At 67.4% G+C, this 16,346-nt stretch carries 17 protein-coding genes; 12 read left to right on the plus strand and 5 right to left on the minus strand.

What is annotated here, in order from left to right; translation table 11 throughout:
• Window positions 1-29: 29 nt before the first annotated feature.
• The gene (gene ppsA, locus C1925_RS12545; protein WP_108769176.1) at window positions 30-2,408 is read left to right on the plus strand and encodes a phosphoenolpyruvate synthase; all 2,379 of its coding nucleotides are present in this window, start codon (window positions 30-32) and stop codon (window positions 2,406-2,408) included.
• A gap of 131 nt (window positions 2,409-2,539) precedes the next feature.
• Complete coding sequence (locus tag C1925_RS12550; protein ID WP_108769177.1) at window positions 2,540-3,436, plus strand: mechanosensitive ion channel domain-containing protein; 897 nt, start codon at window positions 2,540-2,542, stop codon at window positions 3,434-3,436.
• Window positions 3,437-3,560: 124 nt separating this feature from the next.
• Here C1925_RS12550 and C1925_RS12555 read toward each other — a convergent pair whose 3' ends face one another.
• The 4 genes from C1925_RS12555 to tadA form a co-directional block, all read right to left on the minus strand.
• The gene (locus C1925_RS12555; protein WP_108769178.1) at window positions 3,561-4,676 is read right to left on the minus strand and encodes an alkene reductase; all 1,116 of its coding nucleotides are present in this window, start codon (window positions 4,674-4,676) and stop codon (window positions 3,561-3,563) included.
• A gap of 156 nt (window positions 4,677-4,832) precedes the next feature.
• A complete protein-coding gene (locus C1925_RS12560) occupies window positions 4,833-5,705 on the minus strand; it encodes an EcsC family protein (RefSeq protein ID WP_108769179.1) in 873 nt (290 codons plus the stop codon).
• A gap of 93 nt (window positions 5,706-5,798) precedes the next feature.
• Entirely contained in the window at window positions 5,799-6,371 is a 573-nt protein-coding gene (gene orn / locus C1925_RS12565) for an oligoribonuclease (RefSeq protein WP_108769180.1), read from the minus strand.
• 75 nt (window positions 6,372-6,446) lie between these two features.
• Window positions 6,447-6,974 carry a tRNA adenosine(34) deaminase TadA gene (tadA, locus tag C1925_RS12570; RefSeq protein ID WP_108769181.1) on the minus strand — a complete coding sequence of 176 codons (528 nt, stop codon included), beginning with the start codon at window positions 6,972-6,974 and terminating at the stop codon, window positions 6,447-6,449.
• 85 nt (window positions 6,975-7,059) lie between these two features.
• Here tadA and C1925_RS12575 point away from each other — a divergent pair, with 85 nt between their 5' ends.
• Both C1925_RS12575 and C1925_RS12580 read left to right on the plus strand, forming a co-directional pair.
• Window positions 7,060-7,497 carry an acetyltransferase gene (locus tag C1925_RS12575; protein ID WP_108769182.1) on the plus strand — a complete coding sequence of 146 codons (438 nt, stop codon included), beginning with the start codon at window positions 7,060-7,062 and terminating at the stop codon, window positions 7,495-7,497.
• Window positions 7,498-7,577: 80 nt separating this feature from the next.
• Window positions 7,578-7,784 (plus strand): hypothetical protein, encoded by a 207-nt coding sequence (locus tag C1925_RS12580; RefSeq protein ID WP_234456202.1) that lies wholly within the window; start codon window positions 7,578-7,580, stop codon window positions 7,782-7,784.
• Between the two features lie 40 nt (window positions 7,785-7,824).
• On the opposite strand, the gene C1925_RS12585 is transcribed toward C1925_RS12580, so the two are convergent.
• Window positions 7,825-8,331, minus strand: coding sequence for an N-acetyltransferase (locus tag C1925_RS12585; protein ID WP_108769184.1), 507 nt, complete (start codon window positions 8,329-8,331; stop codon window positions 7,825-7,827).
• Window positions 8,332-8,394: 63 nt separating this feature from the next.
• Here C1925_RS12585 and C1925_RS12590 point away from each other — a divergent pair, with 63 nt between their 5' ends.
• The 8 genes from C1925_RS12590 (at window position 8,395) to C1925_RS12625 (ending at window position 16,316) form a co-directional block, all read left to right on the plus strand.
• Entirely contained in the window at window positions 8,395-9,054 is a 660-nt protein-coding gene (locus C1925_RS12590; protein ID WP_108770705.1) for an HD domain-containing protein, read from the plus strand.
• Between the two features lie 119 nt (window positions 9,055-9,173).
• Window positions 9,174-10,370 carry an MFS transporter gene (locus C1925_RS12595; protein ID WP_108769185.1) on the plus strand — a complete coding sequence of 399 codons (1,197 nt, stop codon included), beginning with the start codon at window positions 9,174-9,176 and terminating at the stop codon, window positions 10,368-10,370.
• Window positions 10,371-10,511: 141 nt separating this feature from the next.
• Window positions 10,512-10,760 carry a hypothetical protein gene (locus C1925_RS12600; RefSeq protein WP_108769186.1) on the plus strand — a complete coding sequence of 83 codons (249 nt, stop codon included), beginning with the start codon at window positions 10,512-10,514 and terminating at the stop codon, window positions 10,758-10,760.
• Window positions 10,757-10,945 (plus strand): hypothetical protein, encoded by a 189-nt coding sequence (locus tag C1925_RS12605; protein WP_108769187.1) that lies wholly within the window; start codon window positions 10,757-10,759, stop codon window positions 10,943-10,945. The genes C1925_RS12600 and C1925_RS12605 overlap by 4 nt, the downstream gene beginning before the upstream one ends.
• 18 nt (window positions 10,946-10,963) lie before the next feature.
• Complete coding sequence (locus C1925_RS12610) at window positions 10,964-11,707, plus strand: SOS response-associated peptidase family protein (protein ID WP_108769188.1); 744 nt, start codon at window positions 10,964-10,966, stop codon at window positions 11,705-11,707.
• Window positions 11,708-11,825: 118 nt separating this feature from the next.
• On the plus strand, window positions 11,826-12,095 hold the full coding sequence (locus C1925_RS12615) for a hypothetical protein (RefSeq protein ID WP_108769189.1): 270 nt from the start codon (window positions 11,826-11,828) through the stop codon (window positions 12,093-12,095).
• A 145-nt stretch (window positions 12,096-12,240) separates the two neighbouring features.
• Window positions 12,241-14,361, plus strand: a complete 2,121-nt coding sequence (locus tag C1925_RS12620; RefSeq protein WP_108769190.1) for a methyl-accepting chemotaxis protein — start codon at window positions 12,241-12,243, stop codon at window positions 14,359-14,361.
• A gap of 191 nt (window positions 14,362-14,552) precedes the next feature.
• On the plus strand, window positions 14,553-16,316 hold the full coding sequence (locus C1925_RS12625) for a sensor domain-containing phosphodiesterase (protein ID WP_108769191.1): 1,764 nt from the start codon (window positions 14,553-14,555) through the stop codon (window positions 16,314-16,316).
• Window positions 16,317-16,346: the final 30 nt, after the last annotated feature.

Consider the following 16,346-nt stretch of genomic DNA (forward strand, 5'->3'; position numbering starts at 1 on the left):
TCGGGCGATGGCCAAACGGAGCATCGCGCTTGAACGAGAATATCCTGTGGTTGCACGAACTGCGTCTGGGCGATCTGGCCCGCGTAGGCGGCAAGAATTCGTCGCTGGGCGAAATGATCGGCAACCTTGCCGGTCTGGGGGTCTCCGTCCCCGGCGGTTACGCCACGACCGCTGAAGCCTTCAAGGACTTCATTGCCCACAACGACCTGTCCAAGCGCATCTTCGACAAGCTGGCCACGCTCGACGTCGAAGACGTCAACGCGCTGACCGTTGCCGGCAAGGAAATCCGCACCTGGGTGATCGATGCCCCGCTGCAGCCGCAGCTGGACCAGGACATCCGCAGCGCCTACAAGCAGCTGTGCGACGAGAACGGCGGCGGCGAAGTGGCCGTTGCGGTGCGCTCCTCGGCCACCGCCGAAGATCTGCCCGATGCGTCCTTCGCCGGCCAGCAGGAAACCTTCCTCAACGTCACCGGTGCCGACGATGTCGTGCACAAGGTCAAGGAAGTATTCGCCTCGCTGTACAACGACCGCGCCATCGCCTACCGCGTGCACCACGGTTTCAAGCACGAAGACGTGTTCCTGTCCGCCGGCGTGCAGCTGATGGTGCGTTCGGGCGTCGGTTCCTCCGGCGTGCTGTTCACCCTGGACACCGAGTCCGGCTTCCGTGACGTGGTGTTCGTCACCTCGTCCTTCGGCCTGGGCGAAATGGTGGTGCAGGGCGCGGTCAACCCGGACGAGTACTACGTCTACAAGCCCACCCTGCAGGCCGGCAAGCCGGCGATCCTGCGCCGCTCGCTCGGCAGCAAGGCGATCCGCATGGTGTATTCGGATGTCCCCGGCGAGCGCGTCAGGATCGAGGACACCCCGGTCGAACTGCGCAGCACCTTCTCCATCAGCGACGAGGACGTGCAGGAACTGTCCAAGCAGGCGCTGGTCATCGAAAAGCACTACGGCCGCCCGATGGACATCGAGTGGGCCAAGGACGGTGTCAGCGGCAAGCTGTTCATCGTGCAGGCCCGCCCGGAAACGGTGAAGTCGCGCAGCCACGCCACCCAGATCGAGCGTTTCGCGCTGACCGAAAAGGGCGGCAACGTGCTGGCCGAAGGCCGTGCCGTCGGCGCCAAGATCGGCTCGGGCACCGCCCGCGTGGTGAAGACGCTGGAAGACATGAACCGCGTGCAGCCGGGCGACGTGCTGATCGCCGACATGACCGACCCCGATTGGGAGCCGGTGATGAAGCGTGCTTCGGCCATCGTCACCAACCGTGGTGGCCGCACCTGCCACGCCGCGATCATCGCGCGCGAGCTGGGCGTGCCGGCCGTGGTCGGTTCGGGCAACGCCACCAAGGTCATCGAAGATGGCCAGCAGGTCACCGTCAGCTGCGCTGAAGGCGATACCGGCTTCATCTACGAAGGCAAGCTCGATTTCGAGCGCACCACCACCGATCTGGGCAACATGCCGCCAGCACCGCTGAAGATCATGATGAACGTGGCCAACCCGGAACGTGCCTTCGACTTCGGCCAGCTGCCGAACGCCGGCATCGGCCTGGCTCGTCTGGAAATGATCATCGCCAGCCACATCGGCATCCACCCGAACGCGCTGCTGGAATACGACCGCCAGGATGCGGCGACCAAGAAGAAGATCGACGAGAAGATTGCCGGTTACGGTGATCCGGTCAGCTTCTACGTGGACCGCCTGGCCGAAGGCATCGCCACCCTCACCGCCTCGGTCGCACCGAACCCGGTGATCGTGCGCCTGTCGGACTTCAAGTCCAACGAGTACGCCAACCTTGTCGGCGGCAGCAACTACGAGCCGCACGAAGAGAACCCGATGATCGGCTTCCGCGGCGCCAGCCGTTACGTCGATCCGAGCTTCTCGGCCGCATTCGCGCTGGAATGCAAGGCCGTGCTGCGCGTGCGCAACGAAATGGGCCTGGACAACCTGTGGGTCATGATTCCGTTCGTGCGCACCCTGGAAGAAGGCCGCAAGGTCGTCGAGGTGCTGGAACAGAACGGCCTGAAGCAGGGCGAGAACGGCCTGAAGATCATCATGATGTGCGAGGTGCCGTCCAACGCACTGCTCGCCGATGAGTTCCTGGAGATCTTCGACGGCTTCTCGATCGGCTCCAACGACCTGACCCAGCTCAGCCTCGGCCTGGACCGCGATTCGTCCATCGTCGCGCACCTGTTCGACGAGCGTAACCCGGCGGTGAAGAAGCTGCTGTCGATGGCCATCAAGGCCGCACGCGCCAAGGGCAAGTACGTCGGCATCTGCGGCCAGGGCCCGTCCGATCACCCGGATCTGGCCGAGTGGCTGATGCAGGAAGGCATCGAGTCGCTGTCGCTGAACCCGGACACCGTGGTCGACACCTGGCTGCGGCTGGCCAAGCACAAGGCCAATGCTTGATCCATTGATGGGCTGACGTCGCTTTCATTGGCGTCCGCCCATACTGCAGCTGCATGCACGCCCCGCCTCTGCGGGGCGTGCCTGTTTCTGGCGTCCGCACACGCCATGACCACTGCTGCAAAGGAGCCCGCATGATCGCCGCTGCCGTCCCTTCCGCCCCCGCCGCCACGCCCTGGTTCCATTCGCTCAACTGGGAACGCCTGCTGGAAACCTACGGCGTACCGTTGCTGGCGGCCATCGTCGTGCTGCTGGTCGGCATGTGGGTGGCACGACGTCTGTCCAATGCGCTGCCGCGCGCGACCTCGCGCATGGGCATGGACCCGATGCTGGGCAGTTTCCTGCGCAACGTGGTCTACGCCGCCTCGCTGGTGATCGTGGTGGTGCTGGCCATCGGCACGCTGGGCGTGCAGATCACCCCGCTGCTGGCCGTGCTCGGCACCGCCGGCCTGGCCGTCGGCCTGGCCCTGAAGGATTCGCTGTCCAACATCGCTTCCGGGGTGATGCTGGTGACCCTGCGTCCGTTCCGCGTGGGCGATGTAGTGACCGTGGCCGGGCAGACCGGTACCGTGCGCGAAGTACGCATCTTCCAGACCGTCATCACCGGCGCCGACAACCAGCACACCACCATTCCCAACACGCTGATCACCGCCGCGCCGATCATCAACCTCACCGCCGAGCCGACCCGCCGCGTCGAACTGGTGATCGGCATCGGCTACGAAGACAACATCCAGCTGGCACGTGAAACCGCCATCGCCCTGATGAAGGCCGACAGCCGCGTGCTGCCCTCGCCCGAGCCGGACGTGGTGGTGTACGAACTGGGCGACCACGCGATCAAGCTGGGCATCCGCTGCTTCACGAAGTCGGCCGACCAGTTCGGCACCAAGGTCACCCTGCTGGAACAGATCAAGCTGGGCTACGACAAGGCCGGCATCAACCTGCCCTACCCGCAGCAGGACATGCACCTGTACCTGCATGGCAAGGATGGCGGCGTGGTCGAGGCAGAGGCGCTGGTGCGGGACAAGCCCTGATCCGACACGACGATGCCGGCCAGCGGCCGGCACTACCCGACACAGCGTGCCGACCAACGGTCGGCACCCACCACATGCCATGCACCGGTAGTGCCGGCCGCTGGCCGGCAGCCACCGATCGGTGTCAGGCCTCCACGGCCTCTTCCAACGCCGGGTAATCGATGAACCCGGCGGCGCCGCCACCGAAGTACGTCGCGCGATCCGGCGCATTCAATTCCGCGCCCACCCGCAGCCGCTCCGGCAGGTCGGGATTGGCAATGAACGGCCGACCGAAGCCGATCAGATCCGCCCAGCCCTCGGCCAGCGCCTGCTCGGCACGCTCGGCGGTGTACTTGCCGGCGTAGATCAGCGTGCCCGGATAGACCATGCGCAGTGCCTGCTTGAACGCCACCGGCATCAGCGGCGCATCCTCCCAGTCGGCCTCGGCGATGTGCAGGTAGCCCACGCCCAGTTCGCCCAGCAGGTGCGCCGCGGCCAGATAGGTCGCCTGCGGCGTATCGTCCACCGCGCCCTGCAGCGTGGTCAGCGGCGCCAGGCGCACGCCGACGCGCTCGCTCCCGGCCACGGCCACCACCGCCTCCACCACCTCGCGCAGGAAGCGCAGGCGGTTCTGCAGCGCGCCACCGTAGCCATCGGTGCGCTGGTTGGCCTGCGAATCGATGAACTGGTTGATCAGGTAGCCATTGGCGCCGTGCAGCTCCACACCATCAAAGCCTGCGGCCAGCGCATTGCGGGTGGCCTGCGCGTAGTCGGCGATGATGCCCGGAATCTCGTTTTCGGCCAGCGCGCGCGGCATCGAGTGCTGGATCATCTCGCCCACGCCCGCCTCGGGGCCGGCCCCGGTCGGGTCGACGAATACCTTCACGCCCTCGGCCAGCAGCGCCGAAGACGAGACCGGTGCGGCGCCATCAGGCTGCAGGGCCACATGGGAGACGCGACCGACGTGCCACAGCTGCGCGTAGATGCGGCCACCGGCGGCATGCACCGCATCGGTCACTTGCCGCCAGCCCTGCACCTGTTCCTCGCTGTGGATGCCCGGGGTCCAGGCATAGCCCTGCCCCTGCGGGCTGATCTGGGTGCCTTCGCTGACGATCAGGCCGGCACCGGCGCGCTGCGCGTAGTACTCCGCCATCTGCGCGGTGGCGACGTTGCCGGCGGCCGCCCGCGAACGGGTCATCGGCGGCATCACGATGCGGTTGGGCAGCGACAGCGGGCCCAGGGTGTGGGGGGTGAACAACATGGCGCGTTCTCTTGCGGGGGGACTGACCGCAAGGATGGGGATCGGCCGTGGCCCGCAACAGGCGCGGATGGGCAAAACAGTTGTGCCGTGGAGGCAAGGGTCGGGGTCGGATCCCTTTCCGCAGGAAAGGGCTCTGACCCCGTTTGCGGACCCCGGCTACAGCGTCGGCTCGATCTTCAACGCGCCATGCGCCACCCGGTCATAACAGGTGCGCACCACATCCTCGCCGTACTTCAGCTCCAGCCGGCGCACGATGAAGTGCCCGCGCGCCATGTCCTGGTAGTAGTCGGTGAACATCGTATTGAGGGTGGCGCCAGCCGCAGCACCCACGATCGGCACCGCCTGCGCGGCGAACTTCTCGGTCACCACCACGCCGAAGCGCGCGGCCACCTTCTCCACCAGCTTGGCCAGCAGCTTGCCGGCCTCCTTCGGCGCCACGCCCAGGGTCAGGTCGCGGCCGGTCACCACCCGCCCGGCCAGCTCGGCCGACAGGTGGCGCATCACATCCGTGGTAAAGCCACGGGCCAGGTAGTAGCCGGTTTCGCTGGCATCGTCGCGCGGCGAGTTGCCACCCAGCGCGAACACCTCCAGGCAGGCCTGGCGGGTGCTGAAGTGGGCCAGGTCGAAGCCCTCGCTGCGGGCCACGTCGGCCACCGCGCGCATCATGATGGTGGTCGACACCGGCAGCTCGATGAACAGCGCAGCGAAGCCGAACGCACCACCCACCGCGCCCGAGGTCGCCGCCGCCAGCTTGTGCCAGCGGGTGGAGGCCGACTTGCCGGGCGTGTTGCCCATGCTCCATAGCGCCGCCTGCGCGGACTTCGACAGCGCCGCCTCGACCGCACCATGGATGCGCCCGGAAATGGACTTGGGCAGCGCCTTCACCGCGAACTCCAGCGGCGTGCCGACCAGGTTGGCCATGCGCGCGGTGATCGTCGGCGCCTCCAGCAGGGCAACCGCCCGCTGCAGGTCGGCCCAGTCCTGGGCATCGTGGGCGATATCGCGGGGCAGCAGGATGGGCTCGTTCATGGGGCCGATAGTAGCGCCCTGGAGTTGAACGGATCGTCGCGGGGTCAGAGCCCTTTCCGCTGGAAAGGCATCCGACCCCACCGGGCGGCAACCTCAGGCGGTCGGCAGGCCCGACAGCGCGCCCATGAACTGGCGGTAGTGGCGCAGCTCGGCGATCGAGTCGTGCACGTCGCTCAGCGCGGTGTGGTTGCTGTTCTTGGCCAGTCCGGCAGCCACGGTCGGCGCCCAGCGCTTGGCCAGTTCCTTCACCGTGGACACGTCCAGGTTGCGGTAGTGGAAGTACTTTTCCAGGCGCGGCATCTGCCGGTGCAGGAAGCGGCGATCCTGGCAGATCGAGTTGCCGCTCATCGGCGAGACGCCGGCCGGAATCCACTGCGCGAGGAAGTTCACGGTCTGCGCTTCGGCCTGGGCCAGGGTGGTGGTGCTGTCCAGCACGCGCTGCCACAGACCGGAACGACGGTGCTGGTTGCGGTTCCACTCGTCCATCGCTTCCAGCGTTTCCAGCGGGTGGTGGATGGCGAATTCCGGGCCTTCGGCCAGCACGTTCAGCTGGGCATCGGTGACCACGGTGGCGATCTCGATGATCGAATCGTTGTCGGTATCCAACCCGGTCATTTCCAGGTCGATCCAGATCAGTCGTTCGTTGGCCGCGCCGTTCTCCACCATCGTGTCGCCTCGTTGCTGGGCAGGCAGGGCGCCCACCGGTAAAGGAAAGAGGCGCCCATCATACCCTTTCGCTGCTCAGGCCTCGCCCACATGGTCTTCCAGCAGCAGCGGCGGCTTGCCGCGCTTGGCGCGGAAGTAATTGGTCAGGCGCAGGCTGGCCTCCTTGGCCAGCACACCGCCGTGGATCTCCACCCGGTGGTTGTGGCGGCCATCGCCGAGCAGGTTGAACACGCTGCCGCAGGCGCCGGTCTTGGGGTCGCTGGCACCGTAGACCAGCCGCGCCACCCGCGCGTGCACGATGGCCATGGCGCACATCGCACACGGCTCCAGGGTCACGTACAGGGTGCTGCCGATCAGCCGGTGGTTGGCCAGCGCCTCCCCCCCCTCGCGCATCGCCACGATCTCGGCATGCGCGCTTGGATCATGCGAGGCGATGTTGAGGTTCCAGCCCTCGCCCAGCAGCTGGCCATCGGCGCCCACCAGCACCGCCCCCACCGGAATCTCGTCGAACTCGTGCTGCGCGCGCTCGGCCAGGGCCAGTGCGTGGCGCATCCAGTGTTCATCGGCATCGTGCACAGGCACGCCCAGCGGGGTGTCGACCATGGTTCTCCTCCCGCTTGGGGGCTGTTCAATTGCGGGTGAGGCAGCAGCATACTACGCGTCCTTCACAAGCACCTTGGACAGTCACATGCCCACACTACGTCCCTCCCGCGCCGACGAAGGCGCTGCCCTGGTCGATCTCTGGCGCCGCTCGGTCGATGCCACCCACGATTTCCTCAGTGCCGATGACCGCCAGGCCATCGATGCCGAAGTGGCCGGATTCCTGCCGCAGGCGCCCCTGCTGATCGCCGCCGACGCCCAGGACCGCCCGCTTGGTTTCATGCTGGTGGATGGCAGCCACATGGAAGCCTTGTTCATTGACCCCGCCGCACGCGGTTCCGGTGTGGGCCGCCAGCTGCTGCAGCACGCGCTGGCCGAACACCCCCAGCTCACTACCGATGTCAACGCGCAGAACGCGCAGGCCGCCGGTTTCTACCTGCACATGGGATTTGTGGAAACCGGCCGTTCGCCGGTCGATGGCCACGGCCGGCCGTATCCGCTGATCCATCTGCGCTACGGCGGCTGAGCACGCCCACAATCCGTGCACTGGATGCTAGGTTTGCACTCCCTCGACACGGATGACGAACGATGCAACCAGGCGAAGTGATGTGGGGCCTGCTGATGGTGGTAATGGGCGCGATCTGGCTGTTCGTGCCCTTCGCGATTTTTTCGTGCCGCTCGCTGCTGGCCCGGCTGCTGGCCGAACAACAGCGCACCAATGCGCTGTTGACCCATATCGGTGGCCGGCGCATTCCGCCGCCGGAACCCGAGCCGGTGCCATGGGTGCCGCTGCGCGACGACGAAATGCCCTGAACCATTGCGGCCCGGGGCATCGCGCCCTTGGGCTGGATACTCAGGCAGTCGCTTCGAATGCCGGGGAATAGCGCACCTCGCCCTGTGGCAACGGTGGCTGCAGGCAGAGCGCCTGGAAGTACCCTGCAGGAACGCCCGGCAGCACCAGTGCCGCTTCCGCACGGAAACCAAAGCGGTGGTAGTACGCCGGCTCGCCCAGCAGCACGCAGCCGCGGGCGTGCTGCTGGCGCAGTGCTTCCAGGGCCGCATGCATCAATGCCGTACCGATGCCCTGGCCCTGCCAGGCAGGCCCAACCGAGATCGGCCCCAGCCCATACCAGCCAGGGCTGCCGTCGGACATCGACACCGGCGATACGGCCACGTGGCCGAGCAGCAGACCATCGTCCACCGCCAGCAGTGACACCTGCAGTTCACCGCGGGCCCGCAACGCATCAACGATGAACGGCTCGGTATGCCCGCTGTGCGGGGCATTGGCAAAGGCCGCCGCGGTCAGCGCATGGATGCCGGCGATATCGGCCGGGGTTTCAGGGCGGATGAAGAAATTCACAGGGCACCTCGTTCAGGTCAGCAGCCTGGGCGATACTGCATCGTCTACCTGCAGGAGGTGATGATGGACTGGGTTGTCGAGGCACGCACGTTGGCTTACGAAGCCCACGCCGGGCAGCAGGACAAGGCCGGGCGGCCCTACATCGAGCATGTCGCGCGCGTGGCCGCTGCCATCCATGACGATGACACTGCCAAGGCAGCGGCCTGGCTGCACGACGTGGTGGAGGATTGCCCGGAGCATGCGGCGCGGCTGGAGGCGTTTCCGGCGCCGGTCCGCGAGATCGTCACCCTGCTCAGCCGGCACAGCGCACCCGATGCCACGCAGTACTACGCCAGCATCCGCCAGCATCCGCGTGCGCTGAAAGTGAAGCTGGCCGATATTGCCGACAACGCCCACCCACGCCGGCTGCTGCAGCTGCCGCCGGCGGTGGCCGAACGCCTGCGTGGCAAGTACGCCGCCGCGCTGGCCGCGCTGGGCACCGGCAACGCGCCCATCGTCGTGCCCGATCCGGCGCCTGCGCGCGTGCTGCAGCTGATGGAGACCGCACGCATGCGGGTGCGGCAGGCCGAGGACGCCGGTGCCGGCGCCCACACCGGCGACGACACGCCCGGTCCGCACCTGAAGGCGCTGATCAGCGCACGTGACACCGCACTGGCCGAACTGGAAGCACAGCTGACCGCGGAGGCATTCATCCTCTGGAGTGACATGCATGTGCTGGCCTGACCGCGGCCGGGGCGCAGACGGCACCACCGGCCAAACGCTGATTCTTGGCAGCGGGCGCTGACCGCTGCTGCGGTGCAGCAGTACAATGGGCGGCTTCCCCCGCCCTGCCCGCCCCCCGCATGAGCCCCAATTCCCCCCTGGCCGCGCGGCTGACGCCGCGTCAGCGCACCTGGATCATCCTTGCCCTGTCGCTGGGTGGCTTTGCCATCGGCACCAGTGAATTCGCCAGCATGGGCCTGATGCTGGAGATCAGCCGCGGCCTGTCGATCAGCGAGACCCAGGTCGGCCACCTGATCAGTGCCTACGCCATCGGCGTGGTGGTCGGCGCGCCGATCCTCGCCTTCATCGGCGCCTCGTTCCCGCGCCGCAAGCTGCTGCTGGCGCTGATGGGCTTCTACGCGGTGGGCAACCTGGCCAGCGCCCTGGCCCCCAACTACGGCACCATGCTGGTCGCCCGCTTCGTCGCCGGCCTGCCGCATGGTGCCTACTTCGGCGTGGCGATGCTGGTGGCCGCGGCCATCAGCCCGGCCGGCCAGCGTGGCCAGGCGATGTCACGGGTGCTGCTGGGCCTGTCCATCGCGATCCTGATCGGCAACCCGCTGACCACCTGGCTGGGCCAGCAGCTGAGCTGGCGCACCGCCTTCGCCCTGGTCAGCGTGCTGGCCATCGCCACGGTGGTGATGATCGCCCGCTTCCTGCTGCCCGATCCGGACGAGGTGCGTACCTCGCCGATGCGTGAGCTGCGCGCGTTCAACACCACCCAGGTGTGGCTGGCGCTGGGCATCGGCGCGGTCGGCTTTGCCGGCATGTTCTGTGTCTTCACCTACCTCGCGCCGACCCTGGTGCAGGTGACCGGCGTGGCCGAATCGTGGATGCCGCTGGCCGTGGGCGTGTTCGGCATCGGCGCGATCATCGGCAACATCGCCGGCGGCTGGCTGGTGGACAAGTTCCACTTCAACGCCGCCGCCGTCGTGCTGGTGTGGTCCATCGTGATGCTGCTGCTGTACCCGCTGGCCGCGCAGTCGGTGTGGACCATCGGCCCGATGATCATCACCGTGGGCACCATGGGTGCGCTGGCCGCCGTGCTGCAGACCCGCCTGATGGACGTGGCCGGTGAGGCGCAGACGCTGGCCGCCGCCTCCAACCACGCGGCGTTCAATACCGCCAACGCGCTGGGCCCGTGGCTGGGCGGCATGGCCATCAGCGTCGGCTTCAGCCCGGCCACCACCGGTTATGTCGGTGCCGCCACCGCCATCGGCGGCCTGCTGCTGTGGGGCGTGTCGATGCTGGTCGACCGCCGCCGCAAGGCTGCCTGAGGTCCTGCACGCAGCCCTTGCCGCTGGCAGGGGCTGTGGCCACGCGGCTGGATTTGACCTCGCCGCTGCATCGGGCTGACAGGGTCATCACAGGTGGAAGTGTGACGATGAATACACCTTCTTCCTGGCACCCCCTTCCCCATGTCGGACACCGGTCATTTCGCCATTCGCGCCTTCGAGGCCGTCTTCAACATGGCTGGCGGGGTGGAACGCATCACGTCGCTGACGGTGACCTGCAACCACTGCGAGGCCACGACCTCGTCCACCGAAGGCAACCTGCTGCACCTGCCCGGCGGCACCCTGTTCCGCTGTGACGACTGCGGGTGCCACCAGGCAGTGAGCAATGCCCGCGTGGCCGACTGGCAGCTGCCGCGCGTGTTGGGTGTATGAACATGGACGCGCCGCTGACCGATGCACAGCGCCGGATCCTGCAGGCCATTGCCGATGCGGAACGCGTGGACAGTGACGCCGCCACCTGGGCGGTGAAGGCAGGCCTTGCCGTGCAGGCGGAAGACGGCGACATCGACCTGACCCCGCGCGGGCGCGACGTGCTGCAGGGACATCCGCCGCGCTGAGGCGGCGACGGAGCGGGCATGCGGCGTTTCGTGCAGGCCTTCGTGGACGTGGACAGCTTTGCTGCTGCCCTGCCCGGCGACGTGTCGGCAGCCCTGGCAACGGCGGATGCGCGCTACAACATCGGCAAGGACGGCCACGCCTGGGTCTGGGCGGCAGGCGCGGCCGATGCGAAGACCACGACGGTCGTTGCAGAGATGCAGTGGGGCCTGGTGCCGCGCTGGTCGAAGCAGCCGTCCACGCCCTACACCACGGTGACTGCCCGGCTGGAACGCGCCCCGCGCAGCCGCATCTTTGCCGATGCCTGGAGCAAGCGACGCTGCATCGTGCCGATGACGGGCTATTTCAAGTGGGACCGGCAGCGACGACCGCCGTGGCCGATGTTCGTGCAGCGTCAGGATGGGGTGGCGCTACTGGCAGCGGGCCTCTGGGAGCACTGGCAGGACGATGCCGGCGACATGCGCGACACGTTTTCGATCCTGACCGATGGCAACCCGGCGATCCCGGCCCCGCTGTCTGCCGATGGGCCGGTGTTTGTGGAGCCCGCGGCGGCGGCGGCCTGGCTGAGGGGCGAGCTGACCACGCCGGCGCAGCTGCGACGGCACGCGCATACCGCGGCGCTCGAGGCTGCGTATGTCGGCCTGGGCATCCGCGACCCGCGTCGCGATGACTACACCCTGCTGGAGCCGGTGGACCCCGACGCTGCGGGTGCCGACGATGCGCTGCCCGACTGGGATGGCGATGCGCTGGATGACGATGCGTGAGTGATGGGCCCGGGGTCGGATCCCTTGCCGAAGGCAAGGGCTCTGACCCCTTCGTCGCGCTCCCGCTGAACCGCAAAAAACACATGGCGTGGATGTGGCTTGCTGCACAGTGCAGCCCATGCATCACCGCCCTGCCCCTGCCCGCCATGATGCCGTCGCCTTGCAGGCAGGAATGCTGGGCAGCGTGCTGGGCGTGGGCCTGTTCAAAGCACTGGCGATGTCCGGCGTGGTGTCCGGCTCGCTGATGGGCATGGGCCTGTGGCTGCTGGCCTGCGTCCTGCTGGGCGCCTGGGCATTGGCCGCGGGCCTCGCCTGCTTGGCCCTGAGTCGGCGGGTGTTCGTGCTGATGCTCGCGCTGTCAGCGGTCTTCGTGCTCTGCATCGCCTGATCCGCAGGCGCTTCCAGAAAAAATCCGAACCGTGGCGCTAAAGCTTCAGCCTGCGCCGCCGCTACCGTTGTACTGCTTGCCGGGACCCTCTCCTGTGCAGACACGCCCGGCAGTCGGGCCTACAACGACTACCGGATTTCACAAAATGTACACGCTGCGCCGCTTCAAGGTTGGCACCCGCCTCACTGCGGGCTTTTCCATCCTGCTTCTTCTGATCGCCACCATTCTTGCGATCGCCCTGCACAGCAACTACCAGCAGCGCCAACAGTTCGACAACGCGGTGAACGTGCGCGTGACCCGCATGGGCGAGCTGTACGACATGCTCATCATCAACAAGGAGCTGCTGCTGCTGCGCCGCGACATGCTGATCAAGCGCGGCCAGGGGCTGGAGGCCGATCTGGCGAAGGCGCACGCAATGTCGGAACGCTATGACCAGATCTGGGCCCACTTCACCGAGCGCCCGGCCACCAGCCCGCTGGCCGAGTCGATGCGCGGCAAGGTCGCGCAGAAGCAGCAGGCCACCGTCGCACTCAACCGCGACCTGGATGCAGCGATGCAGGCCGGCGATTTCGATGCCGCCAGCACGCAGCTGCTGACCCGCGCCGGCCCCGCGGCCGCCGACTGGAACGCGGCGCTCGCCGAGTTCGCCGATCTGCAGCAGAAACTGGTGGAAGAGGCCGCCCGGGACATGCAGGCGCTGGCTGCCAGGACCACGGCACTGCTCAGCCTGTTCGGCGTCCTCAGCCTTGGCCTGGGCATCATCGCGGCGTGGCTGATCTCGCGTAGCCTGACCCGTCCACTGGCCCAGGTGCAGGCTTCGATCAATGCGGTCACCCGTGGCGACCTGAGCGTCCGCCACCAGGACGACAGCCCCGACGAAGTGGGCCAGATGCTGCGGGCCACCGACAGCATGGTCGGCCTGCTGCAGCGCTTCTCGCAGCAGACCCAGCTGATGATCGGCAAGCATGCCGCCGAGGACATCAGCCACCGCATGCCGGTCGATTTCCCCGGCGTCTACGGCGAACTGGCGCAGGGCATGAACACGATGGTGTTCGAGCATCTGGATGCGATCGTCGATGCCATCGACGTGCTGAACCAGTACGCGCAGGGTGACCTGAGCCGCGACGCACGACGCCTGCCGGGCAGCCGCGCGATCCTGCACGAATCGATGGATGCGGCCAAGGCCAGCCTGCATGCGATCAACCAGGACATCCAGCGCCTGGCGACGGCGGCAGCGGCCGGCGATTTCAGCGTGCGTGGCGATGCCACGGCCTACCGTCACGATTTCCGCCGCATGATTGAAGACCTCAACCGCCTGATGGCCACCGCTGACGGCAGCCTCGGCGCGTTGTCCAAGGTGCTTGGTGCCATGGCCGAAGGGGATCTGACCCGCCGTATCGAGGGCGACTTCCAGGGTGTGTTCGCTACCATGCAGCGCGACACCAACCGGACTGCTGAGAATCTGGCGGCCATCATCCGCCGCATCCAGGAAGCCTCCGGCTCGATCGCCAGCGCGTCCGATGAGATTGCCGCGGGCAACGCCGACCTGTCACGGCGTACGGAAAGCCAGGCTGCCAACCTGGAAGAGACCGCGGCCTCGATGGAAGAGCTGACCTCTACCGTGCGCCAGAATGCCGAACACGCACAGCAGGCCGATGCAGCCTCGCGCAGCGCCGGCGAAGCCCTGCAGCAGACCGCGCAGGCGGTGCAGGACGTGGTGCGGGTGATGGGGCAGATCAATGCCTCGTCGCTGCGCATCGGCGAAATGGTCAGCCTGATCGACGGCATCGCGTTCCAGACCAACATCCTCGCCCTCAACGCAGCGGTCGAAGCAGCGCGCGCCGGCGAGCAGGGTCGTGGCTTTGCGGTGGTGGCCAGCGAGGTACGCAGCCTGGCGCAGCGCGCGGCGGCTTCGGCCAAGGACATCAAGGCGTTGATCGATGAATCCACCGGCAGGGTCGAGGCCGGTATCGGCATCGCCCGCCAGACCGAGGCCGCCATCGGCCAGCTGACCGACGCCGCGGGCCAGACCGGGCATCTGGTGCAGCAGATCGCCCAGGCCAGCATCGAGCAGGCGGCCGGCATCGAGCAGGTCAACCAGACCATCGCACAGATGGACGAGGCCACCCAGCAGAATGCCGCACTGGTCGAGGAAGCCAGCGCGGCGGCCCGCGCGATGGCGGGACAGGCGGCAGACCTGGACCAAGCGGCGGCCGTGTTCCGGGTCTCGGCCCAGGCAACACCGGCCCTCAAGCGCGCGGCCTGAGGGACAGGGGCCATGGCGGGCACTCACACCGCCCGCATCTGCCGCGCACTACCATCGCGCGGCAGGCCTGAAGCATTCAGAACGCAGCAGCCTGCGCCCCTTCCCCCGATAGCAGCAGCGCGCCATGGTGGGTTGCGCTGCTGCGGTCGCTTCGCCTGTGCAGCCCCCCTGTACGTTCTGATGTGGTCCTGATGCCCTCCCCCGAAGAAGAACGCCTCTCCACCCTGGCCGGGCTCAACGCCCTCGGCGCCGTCTCCGGTGCCGCCCTCGACAACCTCACCGAGCTCGCCACCCACGCCTTCAACGCGCCCGTCGCGTTCGTTTCGCTGCTGGAGGTCGATCGCCAGCGGCTGGTCTCGCGCAGGGGGCTGGCCACCACCCAGACCCATATCCGCGATTCGATCTGCGCCTCGACGATTGGTTCCGCCGATACGCTGGTGATCGATGATCTTCGCGCGCACCCACGCCACGCCAGCAATCCGCTGGTGACCGGTCCAGCGCAGCTTCGCTTCTATGCAGGTGCGCCACTGGTTGCGCGCAACGGCGTGGCCATCGGTGCGTTCTGCATCATGGACGACGCTCCCCGGCAGCTGTCCGAAGCGGAGCGTCGGCAGCTGCAGACCCTGGCCAGCGCCGCGATGAACGAACTGGAGCTGCGTGCCCTGACGGGCCGCCGCGATCCGGTCAGCGGCCTGCCTGACCGGCATCAGTTCGCCCTGGATTTTGCCGCCCACGCCGAGCGCGAACCGGACACCTTCCTGCATGCGGTGTTGATCGATGTCTTCGATGCGACCACCGCCACCGAGGCCGGCCAGGTGCTGGGCATGGCACCGCTGGAAACCTTGATCCGTCGCATCGGCGTGCGCCTGTGCGTGGCGCTCGACGGCATGGCCGAGGTCTACCACGTCGGCGTGGCGCGGTTTGCATTCGTGGTGGAGCTGTCGTCGTCCAAGGCGGTGGAAGACCTGATCGGCGAGCTGCAGGAACGACTGACCCGACCGATGATGGCCGCGCAGGTGCCGATGGCGCCTTCGTTCCACGCAGGGATATGCGGCATCACCCTGGGCCAGCACAACGCCGACGAGGCCATCCGCCGCATGCTGGTGGGGCTGAACGCCGCCATCAACAGCCGCTCGGTGTTCCGCTGGTATTCGGAGACACGCGATGCGCGCACGCGGCGGGGCTATCGACTGGCCACCGATGCGCGCGAGGCACTGCAGGAAAAGCAGTTCCACTTGGTCTACCAGCCGCGCTTCCGCGCCTCGGACCTGACGCCGGTGGCGGCCGAGGTACTGATCCGCTGGAACCACCCGCAGCTGGGCGCGGTCAGCCCGACCGAGTTCATCCCGGTGTTCGAACGCACGGCGGTCATGCAGGGCATCACCCGCTGGGTGATCGACCAGGCGCTGGACCAGTGTGCGGCCTGGCGCGCCGCGGGCATCAACCTGATGCTGTCGATCAACTACTCGGCCCGCGACATGGCCGAGGAGGACGCCGCGCTGCGGCTGATCCGCGCGATCGAACAGAAAGGGCTTTCCTGCGCGGACATCGAAGTGGAGATCACCGAGAGCCAGTGGCTGCGCGTCGACTCTCCCGCCGGCCAGCAGCTGCGGCAGATGGCCGCCGCCGGGCTGCGCATCGCCGTGGATGATTTCGGCAGCGGCTACAGCAACTTCGGCTACCTCACCGAGCTGCCAATCAGCACGCTCAAGCTGGACAAGACGGTGATCGACCGCCTGTGCGTGGACCCACGCGCAGCGCTGAAGGTGGAAGCGATCATCGGCCTGGCGCAGCGGTTGGGATATGCAGCAGTGGCCGAAGGCGTGGAGAGTGCCGAGCAGGTTGTACGGCTGCAGGCACTGGGCTGCGATGAAATCCAAGGCTTCGCGCTGGCCCGGCCGATGGCGGCTGAAGCATTCAGCGAACGATTCGGAGCGCTGGTTCCCGGCGCGTAGAGTCGAGCTTGCTCGACTGCTTTGGCCGTA

Source organism: Stenotrophomonas sp. SAU14A_NAIMI4_5 (genome assembly GCF_003086795.1).
Taxonomy (GTDB): domain Bacteria; phylum Pseudomonadota; class Gammaproteobacteria; order Xanthomonadales; family Xanthomonadaceae; genus Stenotrophomonas.

Excerpts from the sequence above, each read along its gene's own strand:
- C1925_RS12620 (WP_108769190.1), top strand. The coding sequence starts at position 12,241 with ATGTACACGCTGCGCCGCTTCAAGGTTGGCACCCGCCTCACTGCGGGC.
- C1925_RS12605 (WP_108769187.1), top strand. The coding sequence starts at position 10,757 with ATGAACATGGACGCGCCGCTGACCGATGCACAGCGCCGGATCCTGCAG.
- C1925_RS12560 (WP_108769179.1), bottom strand. The coding sequence starts at position 5,705 with ATGAACGAGCCCATCCTGCTGCCCCGCGATATCGCCCACGATGCCCAG.
- C1925_RS12625 (WP_108769191.1), top strand. The coding sequence starts at position 14,553 with ATGCCCTCCCCCGAAGAAGAACGCCTCTCCACCCTGGCCGGGCTCAAC.
- C1925_RS12550 (WP_108769177.1), top strand. The coding sequence starts at position 2,540 with ATGATCGCCGCTGCCGTCCCTTCCGCCCCCGCCGCCACGCCCTGGTTC.
- C1925_RS12555 (WP_108769178.1), bottom strand. The coding sequence starts at position 4,676 with ATGTTGTTCACCCCCCACACCCTGGGCCCGCTGTCGCTGCCCAACCGC.
- C1925_RS12580 (WP_234456202.1), top strand. The coding sequence starts at position 7,578 with ATGTGGGGCCTGCTGATGGTGGTAATGGGCGCGATCTGGCTGTTCGTG.
- tadA (WP_108769181.1), bottom strand. The coding sequence starts at position 6,974 with ATGGTCGACACCCCGCTGGGCGTGCCTGTGCACGATGCCGATGAACAC.
- C1925_RS12595 (WP_108769185.1), top strand. The coding sequence starts at position 9,174 with ATGAGCCCCAATTCCCCCCTGGCCGCGCGGCTGACGCCGCGTCAGCGC.
- orn (WP_108769180.1), bottom strand. The coding sequence starts at position 6,371 with ATGGTGGAGAACGGCGCGGCCAACGAACGACTGATCTGGATCGACCTG.
- C1925_RS12610 (WP_108769188.1), top strand. The coding sequence starts at position 10,964 with ATGCGGCGTTTCGTGCAGGCCTTCGTGGACGTGGACAGCTTTGCTGCT.
- C1925_RS12600 (WP_108769186.1), top strand. The coding sequence starts at position 10,512 with ATGTCGGACACCGGTCATTTCGCCATTCGCGCCTTCGAGGCCGTCTTC.
- C1925_RS12615 (WP_108769189.1), top strand. The coding sequence starts at position 11,826 with ATGCATCACCGCCCTGCCCCTGCCCGCCATGATGCCGTCGCCTTGCAG.
- C1925_RS12575 (WP_108769182.1), top strand. The coding sequence starts at position 7,060 with ATGCCCACACTACGTCCCTCCCGCGCCGACGAAGGCGCTGCCCTGGTC.
- C1925_RS12590 (WP_108770705.1), top strand. The coding sequence starts at position 8,395 with ATGGACTGGGTTGTCGAGGCACGCACGTTGGCTTACGAAGCCCACGCC.